At 72.2% G+C, this 17,256-nt stretch carries 16 protein-coding genes; 11 read left to right on the plus strand and 5 right to left on the minus strand.

Annotated features, from left to right (window positions below):
* Positions 1-100: 100 nt before the first annotated feature.
* Entirely contained in the window at positions 101-1,111 is a 1,011-nt protein-coding gene (locus IF09_RS0101195) for an SMP-30/gluconolactonase/LRE family protein (protein WP_037633609.1), read from the minus strand.
* A 79-nt stretch (positions 1,112-1,190) separates the two neighbouring features.
* Here IF09_RS0101195 and IF09_RS0101200 point away from each other — a divergent pair, with 79 nt between their 5' ends.
* From IF09_RS0101200 to IF09_RS0101215, 4 genes are all read left to right on the plus strand, one after another.
* Entirely contained in the window at positions 1,191-1,628 is a 438-nt protein-coding gene (locus tag IF09_RS0101200) for a MarR family winged helix-turn-helix transcriptional regulator (RefSeq protein ID WP_030291039.1), read from the plus strand.
* A 149-nt stretch (positions 1,629-1,777) separates the two neighbouring features.
* The gene (locus IF09_RS0101205; protein ID WP_051831989.1) at positions 1,778-2,863 is read left to right on the plus strand and encodes an alpha/beta hydrolase; all 1,086 of its coding nucleotides are present in this window, start codon (positions 1,778-1,780) and stop codon (positions 2,861-2,863) included.
* A gap of 199 nt (positions 2,864-3,062) precedes the next feature.
* Entirely contained in the window at positions 3,063-4,130 is a 1,068-nt protein-coding gene (locus IF09_RS0101210; RefSeq protein ID WP_234320846.1) for an alpha/beta hydrolase, read from the plus strand.
* Complete coding sequence (locus IF09_RS0101215) at positions 4,127-4,924, plus strand: trypsin-like serine peptidase (protein ID WP_030291043.1); 798 nt, start codon at positions 4,127-4,129, stop codon at positions 4,922-4,924. The genes IF09_RS0101210 and IF09_RS0101215 overlap by 4 nt, the downstream gene beginning before the upstream one ends.
* An 18-nt stretch (positions 4,925-4,942) precedes the next feature.
* Here the strand turns inward: IF09_RS0101215 and IF09_RS0101220 are convergent, their stop codons facing one another.
* The 3 genes from IF09_RS0101220 to IF09_RS0101230 all read right to left on the minus strand — a co-directional run bounded on the left by IF09_RS0101220 (position 4,943) and on the right by IF09_RS0101230 (position 8,008).
* Positions 4,943-5,878 (minus strand): EamA family transporter, encoded by a 936-nt coding sequence (locus tag IF09_RS0101220; protein WP_030291045.1) that lies wholly within the window; start codon positions 5,876-5,878, stop codon positions 4,943-4,945.
* 43 nt (positions 5,879-5,921) lie between these two features.
* The gene (locus IF09_RS0101225; RefSeq protein WP_030291047.1) at positions 5,922-6,731 is read right to left on the minus strand and encodes an isocitrate lyase/PEP mutase family protein; all 810 of its coding nucleotides are present in this window, start codon (positions 6,729-6,731) and stop codon (positions 5,922-5,924) included.
* Positions 6,732-6,898: 167 nt separating this feature from the next.
* Positions 6,899-8,008: a threonine synthase gene (locus IF09_RS0101230; protein WP_030291049.1), complete on the minus strand. Its 1,110-nt coding sequence runs from the start codon at positions 8,006-8,008 to the stop codon at positions 6,899-6,901.
* Positions 8,009-8,218: 210 nt separating this feature from the next.
* Between IF09_RS0101230 and IF09_RS0101235 the strand changes: the two genes are divergently transcribed.
* The 7 genes from IF09_RS0101235 to IF09_RS0101265 all read left to right on the plus strand — a co-directional run bounded on the left by IF09_RS0101235 (position 8,219) and on the right by IF09_RS0101265 (position 16,362).
* On the plus strand, positions 8,219-9,802 hold the full coding sequence (locus tag IF09_RS0101235; RefSeq protein ID WP_030291054.1) for a S8 family peptidase: 1,584 nt from the start codon (positions 8,219-8,221) through the stop codon (positions 9,800-9,802).
* A 124-nt stretch (positions 9,803-9,926) separates the two neighbouring features.
* A complete protein-coding gene (locus tag IF09_RS0101240) occupies positions 9,927-11,054 on the plus strand; it encodes a DUF4190 domain-containing protein (RefSeq protein ID WP_030291056.1) in 1,128 nt (375 codons plus the stop codon).
* 150 nt (positions 11,055-11,204) lie between these two features.
* Positions 11,205-11,957: a GntR family transcriptional regulator gene (locus IF09_RS0101245; protein ID WP_030291058.1), complete on the plus strand. Its 753-nt coding sequence runs from the start codon at positions 11,205-11,207 to the stop codon at positions 11,955-11,957.
* A 394-nt stretch (positions 11,958-12,351) separates the two neighbouring features.
* The gene (locus tag IF09_RS0101250) at positions 12,352-12,537 is read left to right on the plus strand and encodes a hypothetical protein (protein ID WP_030291059.1); all 186 of its coding nucleotides are present in this window, start codon (positions 12,352-12,354) and stop codon (positions 12,535-12,537) included.
* A 30-nt stretch (positions 12,538-12,567) separates the two neighbouring features.
* Complete coding sequence (locus IF09_RS0101255; RefSeq protein ID WP_051831990.1) at positions 12,568-12,999, plus strand: (deoxy)nucleoside triphosphate pyrophosphohydrolase; 432 nt, start codon at positions 12,568-12,570, stop codon at positions 12,997-12,999.
* Positions 13,000-13,162: 163 nt separating this feature from the next.
* The gene (locus IF09_RS0101260) at positions 13,163-13,591 is read left to right on the plus strand and encodes an ATP-binding protein (protein WP_030291061.1); all 429 of its coding nucleotides are present in this window, start codon (positions 13,163-13,165) and stop codon (positions 13,589-13,591) included.
* Between the two features lie 149 nt (positions 13,592-13,740).
* Positions 13,741-16,362: a SpoIIE family protein phosphatase gene (locus tag IF09_RS0101265; protein ID WP_030291062.1), complete on the plus strand. Its 2,622-nt coding sequence runs from the start codon at positions 13,741-13,743 to the stop codon at positions 16,360-16,362.
* Positions 16,363-16,514: 152 nt separating this feature from the next.
* Here IF09_RS0101265 and IF09_RS0101270 read toward each other — a convergent pair whose 3' ends face one another.
* Entirely contained in the window at positions 16,515-17,231 is a 717-nt protein-coding gene (locus IF09_RS0101270; protein WP_030291063.1) for a PspA/IM30 family protein, read from the minus strand.
* Positions 17,232-17,256 lie beyond the last annotated feature (25 nt).

Raw genomic sequence — 17,256 nt, forward strand, 5'->3', positions numbered from 1 at the left:
GCCGCCCACTGACGGCGCAGGCCCTGGCGGGCCGCCGGACCACCGGGTCGCCGGACGGAGTCTCCCCCCGGCTACCGCTGGGAGGTGCCCCCCAGCGACGTTAGAAGGAGACCGAGGCGATCGTGAAGGACGTCGGCGTGCCCGGACCCATCGGGCCGCCCTTGTCGAACTGGGAGCGGACCACGAGCGTGCGGCCCGGGGTGTGGCTCAGCGTGGTCGGGATCTGCAGCGACGGGTCCGTGATCGTCCGGATCAGCCGGGCCCGGGTGCCGTCGGGGCTCAGGCGCCACCGGGTCAGGGTGTTCGTGGTGTTGTGGGCCGCCCGCAGGGTGCCGTCGGGAGCGAGGTCGAGGCCGTCGGCGTGGGTGAGGTCGCCGCCCCGGAGGGCGACGCGGGATATCACGCCGGTGCGCAGGTCGATGCGGTGGAGGTCGCCCGCGGTCATGTCCACGGCCAGCAGGAAGCGGCCCGCCGGGTCCGAGACGATCCCGTTGAGGGCGAAGCTGCCCGCCGGGGACGGTGTGAGGTGCCCGCTCAGGTCGTACGCGGGGAGCAGCGCGCCCGAGCCGGCCGCCAGCTGGGCCGGGGTGACGCGGTAGATCACCGAGCGGATGCTGTCGGTCAGGTAGGCGGTGCCGTCCGGGGTGATGGCCAGGTCGTTGACGAACAGCCCGCCCGCCCCCGCGACCTCGAAGTGGGCCAGGCGCCTGCGCGACACGGTGTCGTAGACGGAGACCCCGGAGGTGGAGTCGGTCACCCACAGGCGGCCGCGGGCGTCGACGCGCAGGCCGTTCGCCGTGTGGCGGCCGTCGGTGCCGGCGGGCAGGAACACCTCGGCGGTGCGCTGCCCGGGGCGGGCCCGGTAGACGGTGCCGTCCGCGTACGAGCCGACGTAGACGGTGTGGTTGCGGGGGTCGGTGGCTATGCCTTCGGGGTAGACCTTCTCGCCGGGCAGCGTGAAGGCCGTCGAGACACGGCCGTCGGAGGCCGGGGAGGCGACCGGGGCGGAAGCCGGGGAGGCGGCCGGGGCAGCCTGCGCGGCCGGGACCGCGCCCAGGGTGAGCGCCGTGGTCAGGGTCAGGAGCGTGGCGGGCAGGATCTTCTTCAGCACAGCGTGTGTCCTCTTCCGATGGATTGAACACGAAGATAAGTTAGAGCTCTAATGCTTGCAAGGGCCTTAGGATGCACGAATGACCTCCATGCCTCCCGAGGAGCGCATCGGCTCGCACGTCAAGCGCGCCGAGCAGGCGCTTCTCGCGGCCAAGAACGCTGCGCTCAAGCCCGCCGCAGTAACGGTTCCGCAGTACGCCGCGCTGCTCTGGCTCGCCGAGAAGCCGGGCATCTCCGCGGCCGGGCTCGCCCGGCTGTGCGGGGTGACGCCGCCGACCATGAACACCGTGCTGAAGAACCTCCAGGAGCGCGGGCTCATCGAGCGCACCCCGCACGAGTGGCACCGCAACGTGATCGAGACCCGGCTCACGGACGAGGGCCGGGCCGCGATGGAGCTCGCCGACGCCGGCGCCGTACGGGTGGAGCGGGCGCTCGCCACCGCGTTCTCGGCGCAGGAGCGGGAGCAGCTGATCAGCCTGCTGGGGCGGTGCGCGGAGGCGCTCGACGCCCAGAGGTGAGTTCTGCTGCCGAGGTTCCGGGCGAGCCGTATTCCGACCGTGTTCTTGCCGGGTTCTGGAACTGTCCGCGGGATTCGCGCATCAGGACTCATGGAACCCAGCCGTTCTGTCCCGACCTGGGGCAGTCATGACCGTTCGGAGCGAAGTTCGTGCACCAAGACCCGCCCCGGCGTTCCCGCCGGGCGATATGGATATCCGCCGTCGTGGCCTTCGTGCTGCTGCTCGGCACCGGAGGCTTCGCCGCCTGGAAGCTCGAGTGGTTCTCCGGCGACGGTGACTCCGTGAGCTTCGGCAAGGCCCCTGCGTCCGCCGCTCCCGACGCGGTCGAGCCGTCCCCGGGCGCGCCGTCGGCCCCTCCCACGCCGACCGGCGATCCGGACGTACTCCTGCCGACCGGCCCGAAGTCCGACTTCAAGCAGACCGCCAAGCTCGACGACGGCACGATCATCGCGAAGACCCGCCTCGCGGGCGCGAAGTCAGGTTTCGAGGGCGACGTCTGGGTGTGGACGCCCAAGGAGTACGACGAGGCGAAGTACGAGAAGAGCGCCTTCCCCGTGCTCATCGCGCTCCCCGGCGGCAACGGCTTCCCGAGCAACTACTGGTCCGACCGCAGCCTGGGTCTGCAGAAGGCCATCGGCGAAGGCGTCCGGGCCGGGACGAGCCTGCCGTTCATCGTGGTCATGCCGGTGCTGAACCCGGACAGCAAGTACTACTACGACGGCGCCGACATCCCCGGCCAGCCCAAGATGGGCACCTGGATCGCCGAGGACGTCCCGGCGTTCGCCAAGGCCAACTTCCGGACGTACAAGTCCCGCGACGGCTGGGCCTTCATGGGCTCCTCCTCCGGCGCCTTCGTCGGCATGAAGACCGTCCTGCAGTACCCGGACCGGTTCAAGGCCGTGATCGCCAGCGGCGGCGAGATCGTTCCCGACTCCCCGCTCTGGAAGGGCCACCAGGCGGAAATGGACGCGAACAACCCCGAGAAGCTCGCGAAGAAGCTGATCGACGGCAACGGCCCCGAGGTCTACATCAACTTCCAGGTCGGCACCAAGGAGACCGGGAAGGAGCGGATGGCCAGGTTCCAGCAGCAGTACGGCAAGGGCCCCGTCAAGACGACCATCCGCGACATCCAGAACGGCGAGCACAACGGCTGGCACTACGTCCGGGGCATGAAGGAAGGCTCCCTGGAGTGGATCAGCAAGGTGCTGAAGGGCCCGCAGCCCGCGACCGGCTGACCAGGCCGTACGCACGGAGCCCGGGGCCGGGGTGGTGGACGCCACGTCCCGCCGGTCCCAGGCAACCCATCCGATCGTTGACACCTCTGTAAGGGGTGTAAGGGGGACCGATCGGTCCGACCCGCGCTCTTCGGGAGCGCCGGAGAAGGAACGGGACAAATCCGTGCAGCATGACCAGCTTCAGGGTGATGGCGGCCTCATGACCGAGGAAGGCCCGCTGACCACGGGCCGACGCCGCCCCAAGCGCCTGCGCAGGCTTCTGATCGGCGGTGCGCTGGCGTTCACGCTCGCCGCCGGCGGCGGTGCGGCGGCGTACAAGTACGGGCTCTTCTCGGACATAGGGGATCCGGTCTCCTTCGGGAAGGTGCAGGAGTCGGCCGCGGCCGAGGAGATCCGGCAGGGGGTGAGCATGCCGACCGGGCCGAAGTCCGAATTCGTCCGGACCCACCGGCTGCCCGACGGCACGCAGATCGGCCGGACGACCCTGACCGGCGCGAAGTCCGGGTTCACCGGTGACGTGTGGGTGTGGGTCCCGAAGGAGTACGACGAGCCGAGGTACGCCAAGAGCGCCTTCCCGGTTCTGATCTCCCTGCCCGGCGGCCGGGGCTACCCCACGAACTACTGGGGGACGGGCCCCGGCCTCGGCCTCCAGAAGGCCGTCAGCGACGGGGCGAAGGCGGGTACGAGCCTGCCCTTCATCCTGATCATGCCGGTGCACAACGCGGACACCAAGCACCACTTCGACGCCTCGGACATCCCCGGCGAGCCCAAGATGGGCACCTGGATGGCCGAGGACATCCCGGATTTCACGAAGGCCAATTTCCGGACCTTCACCTCCCGGGACGGGTGGGCCTTCATGGGCTCCTCCGCGGGCGGATTCGGCGCCTTCAAGCACGTCCTGAAGTACCCCGACCGCTTCAAGGCGGCCATCGCCAGCGGGGTCGACATCGTCCCCGACTCCCCGCTGTGGAAGGGGAACACGCAGGCCATGGACGAGAACAACCCCGAGAAGCTCGCCGAGAAGCTGATCAAGGACGGCGGTCCGGACGTGTACATCAACTTCCAGATCGGCACCAAGGAGAACGGCCGGGAGAAGGCCGAGAGGTTCATGAAGGAGTACGGAAAGGGCCCCGTGCACACCCGGCTGCAGGTGATCCAGGATGGTGAGCACAACGGGAAGTCGTACGTCCGCGGTATGAGGGAGGGCGCTCTGGAGTGGATCAGCAAGGTCATGTCGGCACCGACGCCCGACCCCGGCGTGCGATGAACGTAGTCGTCAAGGGTGTGTCGGCGGCGGCCGCCGCCGGGGTGGCGGCGGCGCTGGCCGTCGGCTTCCTCGCGGCGACGGACGTGGACGCGAACGCGGTGCACGCGTTCCCCGGCGTCGGCGTGCTCATGGCGAACGGGGAGCACTGGTGCACGGCGAGCGTCGTCGACAGCCCCAAGGGCACGGTCGTCGCGACCGCCGCGCACTGTGTGGCCCCGGCCGGCGAGGACGGCGAGCCCGGAGCGGTCGCCCCCGACGGCCGGGCCATCGGCGACCTCTCCTTCGCCCCCGCCTTCACGGGGGAGGGCGCGGGCCGCCAGCCCCTGGGGGTGTGGAAGGTCCGCGCGGTGCACGTGGACGAGCGCTGGACCAGATGGGGCGAGGACACCGCCGACTTCGCCTTCCTCAGCATCGAGCCGGACGAGGACGGCCGTACGGTCCAGCAGGCGGTCGGCGGTGCCGAGGAGGCCCCGAAGCCCGACTGGACCTCCGGGTACGAGCGCGAGGTGACGGTGGTCGGCTATCCGGAGTCGGACCGCAATCCGCAGAACAAGCCCGTCTCCTGCACCACGCAGACCAGCCACGACCAGGAGGACCCCGCGATGCTGTACATCGGCTGCGCCGGCTTCTGGTCGGGCACCAGCGGCAGCCCCTGGATCGCCGACCGGGGCGGTCCGGGCCATCCGGGGCGGCTGATCGGGGTGCTGAGCGGCGGCGAGACGGACGTGGACTCCACGGCCGCCCTGTTCGACGAGAAGGCCAAGGCGCTGTACGAGCAGGCCGCGCGGGACTGAGCCCGGGCCCGGCCCCCGCTACAGTCTGCGCTCGGTGCTGACGATCACGCACACCGCCACGACGACGACCGCACCGCCGACCAGGATCGGCCAGGTCAGGGCTTCGTCGAGGATCAGCGCACCCAGCGCGACGGCGACGACCGGGTTGACGTACGCGTACGTGGCGACCAGAGACAGCGGCGCCGACTGGAGCAGCCATGCGTACGCCGTGAACGCCACCAGCGAGCCGAACACGACGAGGTAGCCCAGCGCCAGCCACGAGGCGGTGGAGTAGCCGGCCCAGTCCAGCCCCCGGTGCTCGCCGCGCAGCAGGCCGACGACGATGCCGCCGGCCCCGCCCGCGAGCATCTGGTACGCGCTGCCCGTGAACGGGTTGCCCGGCAGCGACAGCTTCGACGCGGAGAACGAGCCCAGCGACCAGAGCACCGACGCCAGCAGCACCAGCAGCACCCCGGAGAGCGCCACCGCACCGCCGATGCCCGGACTGGTCAGCACCGCGAGCCCGGCGAAGCCCAGCAGTACGCCGCCCAGCGTGCGCAGCGGCGGCCGGTCGCCGGTGGCGGTCCGCAGCACCACCAGCCACATCGGCACCGCCGCGATGAGCAGCGCGGCCAGGCCGGAGGGCACCTCGGTCTCGGCGAGCACGACGAGGCCGTTGCCGCCGAGGATCAGCAGCAGGCCGACCACGACCGCCGAACCGACCTGGGCCCGGGTGGCCCGGAGCGCGGCCGGCCCGTACCGCCAGACGACGAGGCCGAGCAGCAGCAGGCCGGCCGCGATGAACCGGGCGCCGGCGGACAGGAAGGGCGGCATGGTCTGGACGACCACGCGGATGGCGAGGTACGTCGAGCCCCAGAGGACGTAGACGAGGGCGAGCGCGAACCAGACCGCGCCGGTGACCCTGCGGGCGGTGGATTCCGGCGGCTTGCTCTCAGCGGTCTCCGAGGTGCGCATGACGGGATCCTAGGGTCATTGGCGCGTACAAGCTTCCTGGGTCTCAGCCCTTGAGCAGGGCGTTCAGCTCCCCGTACGGGAGGGAGGCGTCGAGCGCGGTGTACGTGCCGCCCGCGATCAGCTCCTCGGCGGCGCGGCGGACCACGTCGTACGCGGCCGACGCGACCGAGGAGCCGAGGCTGACGCGGGCGACGCCGAGGGCGCCGAGCTCGGCGACGGACGGGGCGCCGGGGCCGACGAGGACGTTGAGCGGGGCGTCGATGCCCTTGACCAGCTCGGTGACGGTCGCCGGGTCGGTGACGCCGGGGACGAAGATGCCGGTGGCGCCCGCGCGGAGGTAGGCGGCGGCGCGGGCGAGGGTCTCGTCGAGGCGGTTCGCCTCCTCCCCGAGGCCGAAGAGGAACGTGTCGATGCGGGCGTTGATGTACAGCGGGACCCCGGCGGTGTCGGCGGCGGCCCGGGCCGCGGCCACCCGCTCCGCGTGGTCGGCGGCGTCGCGGGTGCCGTCCTCGATGTTGATGCCCACCGCGCCGGCGGCGAGCACCCCGGTGACCGTCTCGCCGACCCCGGCGGGGTCGGCGCCGAAGCCGCCCTCGATGTCCGCGGTCACCGGGACGGAGACGGCCGCGGCCACGCGGGCGACGAGGTCCAGGGCGCGGTCGCGGGTCAGGGCGTCCCCGTCGGGCGCGCCGAGGGACCAGGCGACGCCGGCGCTGGTGGTGGCGACGGCGGGGGCGCCGGCGGCCTCGACGAGGCGGGCGCTGACGACGTCCCAGGCGTTGGCCAGGGACAGCGGCGCGGCGGGGGTGTGGAGTGCGGCGAAGCCGCGGGCGAGATCAACGATGTGGGTCATGGGCCCAGTTCAGCAGACCGGGCCGGGCCGCGGCTGGCGATTTCCCGCCGTGTACGGGGCGGCCGCGGCGCCGTTGCCGGGGGCGCTGCCCCTGCCTCCCGCGCCTCGGACGCCGGCGGGGCTGGACCGGCCGGCGGGGGGCCGGAACGGGTGGGGCCGGGGCCGGACTACGCCAGGCCCCCCTTCAGGCCTGCTCCGCAGAGGGGGAGGACCGTAGTGCGGCCCTGGAGGGGGTCCGCGGGGGCGAGCGGGCCCACTGCCGCCCAGCAGGCCGCCGCCGTCGGTTCCACGAAGAGCCCGCGCCGGGCCAGGTCCTGCCGGGCCGCGCGCAGGGCCGGCTCCGGGACCGTCAGGAACGTGCCGCCGGACTTGCGGACCGCCGCCAGGATCTGCCGGGCCCGCGGCGGGGCCGGGATCGCGATGCCCTCGGCCAGGGTGGGCCGCTGTTCCACCGGGCCGGCGTCCTCCGCGCCCGCCGCGAAGGCCGTGGCCAGCGGGGACACCGCCTCCGCCTGTACCGCGATCAGCGCCGGCGGTTTCACCCCGCGCCGGGCCAGCTCCTCCACCGCCAGCGCCGCCCCCAGCAGCAGTGTGCCGTTGCCGACGGGGACGACGAGGGTCTCGGGGAGCCGGCCGCCGAGCTCCTCCCACACCTCGTACGCGTACGTCTTCGTCCCGTGCAGGAAGTACGGGTTGAAGACGTGGCTCGCGTAGAAGACCCCCGGGAGGTCGGCCGCCTCCCGGGCCGCCACCGCCGTCGCCTCCCGGCCGCCCGGCACGACGCGGACCGCCGCCCCGTGCGCCCGCATCTGCTCCGTCTTCTTCTCCGACGTGCCCTCGGGCACGAAAACTTCACACGTCAGCCCGGCCCGCGCGCAGTACGCGGCCACGGCCGTCCCCGCGTTCCCGCTGCTGTCCGCGACCACCCGCTCCGGGGCCAGCCGCCGGGCCAGCTCCGCGAGCATCACCGCGCCCCGGTCCTTGAACGACAGCGTCGGCATCAGGAAGTCCAGCTTGGCGTGAATTCGCTCACCGAGCGGGACCAGCGGGGTGTTCCCCTCCGACAGCGTCACGGAGAACGCCCCCGGCAGCGGCAGCACGGACCCGAACCGCCAGAGCGAGTTGGGTCCGGCGGCCGGTTCGAGCGGACTGGCCGGATCCGGCGTGAAGTCGAGATCCCACGGTCCACCGCAGAGCGGGCAGCACCAGGGCGCCGTCCGGGCGTCCGCGCGCGTGGCGTCCTCGGGGCAGACGTAGCCGGGCAGTGCGTGCGTCATGTGCAGAGCGCCTTTGCTCATTCATGGCCGTTGTGTGGCACGGATGTTACGCGTTCGCCGGCCTCTTGTGGTGGGGCGAACGCGTGGGTCAACCTTTCGGAGGCGGCAGCCGGGCAAACCCCGAAAGGGTTGTCATGCACATGTCTTAACCCATGTCCTTTCTGCCGCCCCACCCCCCGCAATGCACCACCTATGAGGAGGACCCCTCGTATGTCCGTGATGCGTCACACCCGCCGGAAACTCGCCGGCATGAGCGCGACCGCCGTCGTGGCCCTCGCGCTCGGCGCGGCCGCCGCGTTACCCGCCTCCGCGGCCGACAACGGCCCCCAGGGCGTCATCGAGAACGCCGGTGCGCCCGGCTCGGTCGCCGGCAGCTACATCGTGACCCTGAAGGACTCGGCCGCCCGCTCCACCGCCGACAGCGGCAAGGCCGTCGCCCGGCGCTACGGCGCGACGATCGGCCGGACCTACAGCGCCGCCCTCAACGGCTACTCCGTCAAGGTCTCCGAGGCGCAGGCCAGGAAGCTCGCCGCCGACCCGGCGGTCAAGTCCGTCGTGCAGAACCGGACGTTCACCGTCGACGGCGCCCAGGGCACCCAGCCCAGCCCGCCGTCCTGGGGCCTGGACCGCATCGACCAGCACCCGCTCCCGCTCGACAACAGCTACACCTACCCGGACAAGGCCGGCGAGGGCGTCACCGCGTACATCATCGACACCGGCGTCCGCATCACCCACGGCGAGTTCGGCGGCCGCGCCTCCTACGGCTACGACGCCGTCGACAACGACAACACCGCCCAGGACGGGCACGGCCACGGCACGCACGTCGCCGGCACCGTCGCGGGCACCTCGTACGGCGTCGCCAAGAAGGCCAAGATCGTCGGCGTCCGCGTCCTCGACAACAACGGCTCCGGTACGACGGAGCAGGTCGTCGCCGGCATCGACTGGGTGACCCAGCACGCCGTCAAGCCGGCCGTGGCGAACATGTCGCTCGGCGGCGGAGCCGACTCCGCGCTCGACACGGCCGTACGCAACTCCATAGCCTCCGGCATCACGTACGGCGTCGCCGCGGGCAACGAGTCCACCGACGCGAGCACCAAGTCCCCGGCCCGCGTCGCCGAAGCCATCACGGTCGGCGCCACCACCAGCACCGACGCCAAGGCCAGCTACTCCAACTACGGCTCGATCCTGGACATTTTCGCCCCGGGCTCCTCCATCACCTCCTCGTGGGGCACCGGCGACACCGCCACCAACACCATCTCGGGCACCTCGATGGCCACGCCGCACGTCGTGGGCGCGGCCGCCCTCCACCTCTCGCAGAACCCCTCGAGCACCCCGGCCCAGGTCTCCGCGGCCCTGGTGGCCGCGGCCACCCCGAACGTGGTGACCGGCCCCGGTTCCGGCTCCCCGAACCGCCTGCTCTACGTGGGCGGCGGCACCACCCCGCCGAACCCGGGCACCCGCTTCGAGAACACCGCGGACTACGCGATCAACGACAACGCCACCGTCGAGTCGCCGCTCACCGTCAGCGGCGTCTCCGGCAACGCCCCGGCGGCGCTGAGCGTTTCGGTCGACATCAAGCACACGTACATCGGGGACCTGAAGGTCGACCTGGTCGCCCCCGACGGCTCCGTGTACACCCTGCACAACCGCAGCGGCGGCAGCGCGGACAACATCATCAAGACCTTCACCGTCAACGCCTCTTCGGAGGTCGCCAACGGTGTGTGGAAGCTCCGCGTGAACGACAACGCCAACATCGACACCGGCAAGATCGACTCCTGGGCGCTCCAGTTCTGACCCACCGGGAGTGAACGCGGCACGGTGCCGCGGTGAACTGCGGGGGCGACCGTCACGGCGGTCGCCCCCGCTGCGTACTATTTCGCGCATTCGTTCGCGCCCCCCTGATGGAGCCCCACGCCCCGTGAGCACCCCGCCCCCGCCCTACTGGCCCGCTCCGCCCCCGCAGCCGGCGTACCGGGAGCCCGCCCTCAACGGTTTCGCGCTCGCGTCGCTGCTGGTCGGGCTGTTGTGCGTGCCGCCGCTCGGGGTCGTCTTCGGGATCGTGGCGCTCGTCCAGATCGCGCGGAAGGGGGAGCGGGGCAGAGCGCTCGCGATCACGGGTCTGGTGGTGTCGCTCGTGATGACCGCCGCCGTCGTCTTCGCGGCGGACCGGGTGGCGGAGCGGCTGTTCGACCGGCTGGACACGCTCGAGCGATTCGAGGGCGTCGAGGGCGAGTTGACCGCCGTGGACGACATGCGCGCGGGCGACTGCTTCAACGTCCCCGGCGGCGACCTGCTCGACGAGAGCCCGCTGATCTACCGGATCGCCTGCACCGAGGTGCACGAGGGCGAGGTCACCTCCTCGACCCGGTTCGACGACGAGGTGTTCCCGGGCGGGCCCGAGCTGAAGAAGACCGCGACGGACGCGTGCTGGAAGGCGCAGGACGCGTACGCGATGGACACGTGGGCGCTGCCCCCGTACGCGGAGATGTTCTACTTCGCGCCCTCGCGCGAAGGGTGGAGCGGCGGCGACCGGCGGCTGCTCTGCGTCATCGGCACGGCGGAGCGGGAGCACCGCGGCAGCCTGCGCAAGGACGCCGGGACGCTGAAGCCGGAGCAGGTGGCCTTCCTGCACGTGATGAACGAGGCCGACCTGGCGCTGGGGGGCGGGCCGGAGGAGGAGATCGACGAGGCGCTGCCGCAGTACCGGGAGTGGGCCCGCGCGGTCGACCGGGCGCTGGCCGCGGAGGCGGGGCTGCTGGACGGGGTGAAGGCCCGGCCCGAGCTGGCCGGGCCGGTGCGGGCGCAGCTCAAGGAGGTGGAGGCGGCGCGGGCCGCGTGGCAGCGGGCGGCGAAGGCGACGAAGCCGGCGGAGTTCCAGGACGCGTGGGACGCGGCCTCGGGTGCGCTGTCCGTGGACACGGAGAAGGCGCTCCGCGGGGCGTACGGGCTGTCGACCCGGGTGCCGGACTGGCTCGTGCGGCGGCCGGGCGACTCGGAGGGTGAAGTGGACGGCGACTCGGACGGGCCCCCTTCGGCCGCAGTGTGAGGAGCTGTCGAGGGTAGCGTGTGGTAACGCGCGGTAACGGGTTTCAGTGACCTGGCTTCATCACTTCGGGTGAAACTCTGGCCCTTGCTTGCGGTCTACAACCGTCGGTTGCCAGGGTGTAGCTGTCTGTCAACCTGATGGGAGTGGCCAGTGACTTTCGGTGAGCAGCCGGCCTATCTGCGCGTCGCCGGGGATCTGCGACGGAAGATCGTCGATGGGTCCCTGCCCCCGCACGCGCGGCTCCCCTCGCAGGCCCGGATCCGCGAGGAGTACGGGGTCTCCGACACCGTGGCGCTGGAGGCGCGCAAGGTCCTCATGGCGGAGGGGCTGGTCGAGGGCCGGTCCGGGTCGGGTACGTACGTACGGGAGCAGCCCGTGCCGAGGCGGGTCGCCCGCTCTGGATACCGCACGGGCGGGACGTCGACGCCGTTCCGGCAGGAGCAGGCGGAAGCCGGCGCCCGGGGCACCTGGGAGTCCAGCAGCGAGCAGGCGGCGGCGCCGGCGGAGATCGCCGAGCGGCTCGGCATCGAGCCGGGCGGGCGGGTGATGCGGACGCGGTACGTGTTCCGCGACGCGGGGGAGGCGATGATGCTGTCGACCTCCTGGGAGCCGCTCGCGGTCACGGGCCGGACACCGGTGATGCTGCCGGAGGAGGGGCCGCTCGGGGGCATGGGGGTCGTCGACCGGATGGCCGCGATCGACGTCGTCGTGGACAACGTGGTGGAGGAGGTCGGGGCGCGGCCCGGCCTGGCCGAGGAGATCATGCTGCTGGGCGGGGTGCCGGGCCATGTGGTCCTGGTGATCGGCCGTACGTACTTCGCGTCCGGACTGGCGGTCGAGACGGCCGACGTGGTGGTCCCGGCGGACCGCTACCGCCTGTCGTACCACCTGCCGGTCCGGTGAGCGGCGCTCCCCGGGGGCCACGGCCCCGGGGAACCGCCCACGGGTGACGGGGTGTCACCCGGCGGATTTCGGCGCGATGGTGATCGCTCCCGTCGCCCCGGTCCTCGCCCTTCTCCGGGCCGTCCGGCGTCCGGGCCGCGGCCTGCTGTGCTTCGCCGCCTTCGTCGCGGCAGGACTCGCCCTCGTTCCGCGCCCGTTGAGCGCGTGGAGTGTCCTGTGGTGCGCCGGTTCTGAACCGGCGCACACGGCCCGCTCGTACGCGTGGCCGGATGCGTACGCCTGCGAGGTACCTCTTCGTGAAAAACCGTATCCGCTCCGTAAAGGTCGGGCGTAAGCTCGGGCATATGCGCAATGCGGTTTCCTGGGCAGGTACATCGGCGGAGGGTGAAACGCGATGAACGACAGCGGTGCCCTGCTCCCATGGCTGGTCATACGTCAGGACGACAACGGCAACCGCTACCGGGTGGGCCGGTACTCCACCCGGGCCGAGGCCCAGACGGTCGTCGACAGCCTCGAAGACGGGGGCCACAAGCAGCTGTACTGGGTCGAGCGGATCGGTCAGACCGCCACGACGAACTGAGCGTCCCTGTGTTGACATAGGCTCCGCCCCATGACGGTACGAGTGGTCGTGGGCGGAGCCCTTTGTCATGAGGGCCGCCTGCTGGCCGCCCGCCGCAGCGCACCCCCGGAGCTGGCCGGACGCTGGGAGCTGCCGGGCGGGAAGGCCGAGCAGGGCGAGTCCGTGCCCGAGGCGCTCGTACGCGAACTGCGCGAGGAGCTCGGCGTGGAGGCCGAGCCGCTGGAGCGGATCCCGGGGGAGTGGCCGCTCAGGCCCGGGCTCGTCCTGCACGTGTGGACCGCACGGCTGCTGTCCGGCGAACCCGCACCGCTGGAGGACCACGACGAGCTGCGCTGGCTCGGACCCGAGGAGCTCGACTCGGTGGACTGGCTCGAGCAGGACCGGCCGGCGGTCGCCGAGGCCGGACGCCGTCTGCGCGCCGAGCGCGACGAGCAGCACGCCAGGTCGCACGGGGGTGCGTGACGCGCGGGCGCTGGGCCGTCTGCGCCACAGTGCGCCGGTGCGTGAAGGATCGGGTGGTACGACGCCCCGAATATCGGGTATGTCGCTATTAGTCCCTATCGTGTACTGCCCCTCGTGGCTCTGTCCCTGATGAATCGGACTGGGGTCGATGCCGGCCCGGGAAGTGATCGGCGTGATCGACACAGACGGTGAATGCGCCGAGTGGGCCTTCCCCGCCGAACCCGGAGTCGTACGCACCGCCCGGCACGCCGTGCGCGGCACGCTCGGATCCTGGGGCCTGGACTCCGTCGGCGACGTCACCGTCCTGCTGGTCAGCGAGCTGGTCACCAATTCACTGAGGTACGCCTCCGGTCCCATCGGCGTCCGGCTGGTGCGGCGCAATCCGGCCAGTGGAAGTGTGACGGGGGGCGCCGCCCTGCTGGTGGAGGTTTCCGATCCGCTTCCGGATCCGCCCCGTGAACGGGTCGCGAAGCCGGACGACGAGGGGGGCCGGGGTCTTCACCTGGTGGCCGCCTCCGCGCAGCGCTGGGGGACGCGGCACGGGAAATCGGGCAAGACCGTGTGGTTCGAGTTGGCACTTCCTGGTGAGTAACAAGGTGAAGGATGGCCGACGATCACAGGACATGGCTCGAAATAGTCGGGACCTTTTTGTGATCGTGAACGCCGTGCCGTGCGGGGCCGTGGTGCTGAATACTTCGGTCATGGCCGGTCCGGTTGCGGTGAGCTGGAGGGGACGGTCGCGTGAGCGAGATACCTGCGCAGGCACATCAGGCCCGTGTGCCCGGGGAGACATGGCACGACTCCCTGTGGCACAGCAGCCCGCCTGGCTCGATATATGACTACATAAAGGTCGCGTCCTTCTCCATCGGACCCGACGGGCTCATCGACCAGTGGAGCCTGCGCGCCGAGGAGCTGTTCGGGCTGACCGCCGCACAGGCCGTGGGCCGGGACCCGGTGGACGCCTTCATGCCGCCGGAGCTGCGCGCCGGCGGGCACCGCAGGGTGGCCGAGATCCTCGACGGCAAGGAATGGACCGGCCTCGTCCCCTTCCGGATCCCCGGCGGGAACGGCGCGCACGGCGTGGCCGAGATCTATGTGATGCCCACCCAGACCGAGACCGCAGAGCGGGCCGCGCTGTGCGTCGTGGTCGACGTACGTGCGCTGCGCCGGATCGAATCCGACCTCGCCGCCTCGCAGGCCATATTCGGCCAATCTCCTTTCGGCTTCCTGCTCTTCGGCACGGACCTCACCGTGCAGCGCGCCAACCGCCGTTTCGCGACCGTCTTCGGCGGCGCCGTCGAGGAACACCGCGGCCGCACCGTCCACGACTACCTCCCGCCCCAGGAGGCCGACCGGATGGCCGAGGCCCTGCGGCGGGTCCTGGAGACCGGCGACTCCGTCACCGACCTCCGGATCACCGGCGCCGCCCCCGGCAGCCGGGAGCACCGCCACTGGTCCATCAACCTCTACCGCGTCCACGGCGGCACCGGCCGCCCCATCGGCGTCGCGGGGCTCGGCACCGACGTCACCCGCCGCCACCTCGCCGCCCGCGAGGCCGCCGGGGTCCGGCGCAACCTCGCCCTGCTCAACGAGGCCGGGCACCGCATCGGGAACTCCCTCGACCTCGAGACCACCGCCCGCGAACTCCTGGACGTGACCGTCCCGGGCTTCTGCGACCTCGCCGCCGTCGACCTCTACCAGGGGCTGCTGCTCGGCGACGACGACCGGCCGGCCCGCCCGCAGGGTCCCGGCGTGCCCTCACTGCCGCCCGGGCTGGGCCCCGGCCGGGCGCCCTCCGCGCCCCTGCGGCGCGTCGCCTTCGCCTCGGCCGTGTCGGACGCCCCGCTGTCCGGCCCGGGCGCGCTGGTCTCCGTAGGGGAGATCCACCGCTACCCGGCGGCCTCGCCGGGCGCCCTCGCCCTGCGCACCGCGCGGCCGCGGCTGATCGAGGGCGGCGGAGCGGACGACCTCGTGCAGTCCACGCTCGTCGTACCGATGGTCGCGCACGACACCGTCGTCGGGCTCGCCCAGTTCTCCCGTACGAAGGGCAGCGAGCCCTTCGGGGAACGGGACCGGGCGGTGGCCGTGGAGCTCGCCGCCCGCGCCGCCGTCTGCATCGACAACGCCCGCCTCTACCGGCGCGAGCACGAGCGGGCCCTGATACTGCAGCGCAGCCTGCTGCCGCCCGGGGACCCCGAGGCGGCCGGCCTGGACATCGCCTGCCGGTACCTGCCGGGGAACGCGGCCACCGAGGTCGGCGGGGACTGGTTCGACGTCATCGAGCTGCCCGGGCACCGCACGGCGCTGGTCGTCGGCGACGTCATGGGCCGCGGGCTGCGGGCGGCCGTCGCGATGGGCGAACTGCGCACCGCCGTACGGACCCTGGCGCTGCTGGACCTGGAACCGGCGGAGGTGCTGACGGCGCTGGACGAGATCGCCCGCGGGCTCGGCGCGCCCGGCGGCTCCCAGCAGGCCTCCCGGGCGGCCCTGCACTCGCGGGACGCGGACCGCTCCGAGGTGTACCTCGCGACCTGCGTGTACGCCGTCTACGACCCGGTGACCCGGCGCTGCACCATCGCCAACGCCGGCCACATGCCGCCCGTACTGGTGGAACCGGCGGAGCCGGGCGCCCCGCCGCGGCCCGCACTGCTGCTGGAGGTACCGCCCGGGATGCCGCTGGGAGTGGGCGGAGAGCCGTTCGAGGAGGTCGAGGTGGACCTCCCGGAGGGGGCCCTGCTCGCGCTGTACACGGACGGGCTGGTGGAATCGCGGGACCACCCGCTCGAAGAAGGGCTGCGGGGGCTGCGCGACGCACTGTCCGACCCGGTGCGGCCGCTGGAGGACGTGTGCGACCACGTGCTGAACACGCTGGACACGCGGCACGGTGAGGACGACATCGCGCTGCTGATGGCGCGGGTGCAGGGGCTGCCGGTGGAAGCGGTGGGGGACTGGCAGCTGCCGCGCGAGGCGCGGTCGGTGGGCCGGGCGCGGGAGCTGGCGCGGGGAAAGCTGCCGGCATGGGGTCTGGAGGGGCTGCTGGACACCACCGAGCTGCTGGTGAGCGAGCTCGTGACGAACGCCCTGCGGTACGGGGAGGGCGAGATCCGGCTGCGGCTGCTGCTGGACCGGACGCTGGTGTGCGAGGTCTGGGACGGCAACCTGGTCCAGCCGCGGCGGCGGCGGGCGCGCGACACGGACGAGGGCGGGCGGGGGCTGCAGCTGGTCGGCATGCTGTCGGCGGGCTGGGGCACGCGCCGCACCCACCGGGGGAAGACGGTCTGGTTCGAGCTCCCGCTCCCGGGCGCGGCGGCCGAGGCCGTCTCGGAACTCTCGGCGGAGCAGCTGCTGAGCATGTACGGCTGAACCCCGGCGAACGGGTCCCGCAGCGCGGAGCCGCTCCCCGCCCCGCCCCTCCCCGAAACCGGGGCTCTGCCCGTGGGGCACCTCCCAGCGGTGGCTGGGGGAGAAACGGTGAAAGGGCGGGGCGGTTGAGAAAGCCCGCGCAGCGGAACCCGTTAGGCGGCCCGGGACTTCAACGCCGCCAGGCGGGCCTCGATCTCCGATGCCTTGTCGAGGTCGTCAAGGGCCTCGAACTGGGCGTCCAGGGAGGACGCCGCCAGTTCCTGCCGGCCCAAGGCCCTGGCCTCCTCCCGGCGGACCTTGTCCTCGAAGCGGGCGATGTCGCTCGTCGGGTCCATGACGTCGATGCTCTTCACCGCGTCCAGCATGGTGTTCTGCGCCTGCGCGGTCCTGGCCCGGGCCACCAGCTCGTCCCGCTTGGCCGTCAGCTCGGTCAGCTTGTTCTTCATCGCGTCCAGCCCGGACTTGAGCTTCTCCACGACCTCCGTCTGCGCGGCGATCGCCGGCTCCGCCGTCCTCGCCTCCTTCTCCGACCGGAGCTGGCGGCCGAGGGCCACCTTCGCCAGGTTGTCGAACCGGTCCGCATCCGCCGCCGAACCCGACGCCCGCAGTTCGTCCGCCCTCCGGCTCGCGGCGAACGCCTTGCCGCCCCATTCCGAGGCCGCCTCCACGTCCTCCTTGTGGTCCGCCTCCAGCAGCCGCAGATTGCCGATCGTCGTGGCGACCGCCTGCTCCGCCTCCGAGATGTTGTCCGTGTAGTCGCGGATCAGCTGGTCCAGCATCCTCTGCGGGTCCTCCGCCTGGTCCAGCAGCGCGTTGATGTTCGCCTTCGCGAGCTGGGTGACGCGGCCGAGGACGGTCTGCTTGCTCATCGGTGACCTTTCACGGAGTGAGGGA

This window comes from Streptomyces katrae (assembly GCF_000717655.1).
Classification (GTDB): Bacteria; Actinomycetota; Actinomycetes; order Streptomycetales; family Streptomycetaceae; genus Streptomyces; species Streptomyces katrae_B.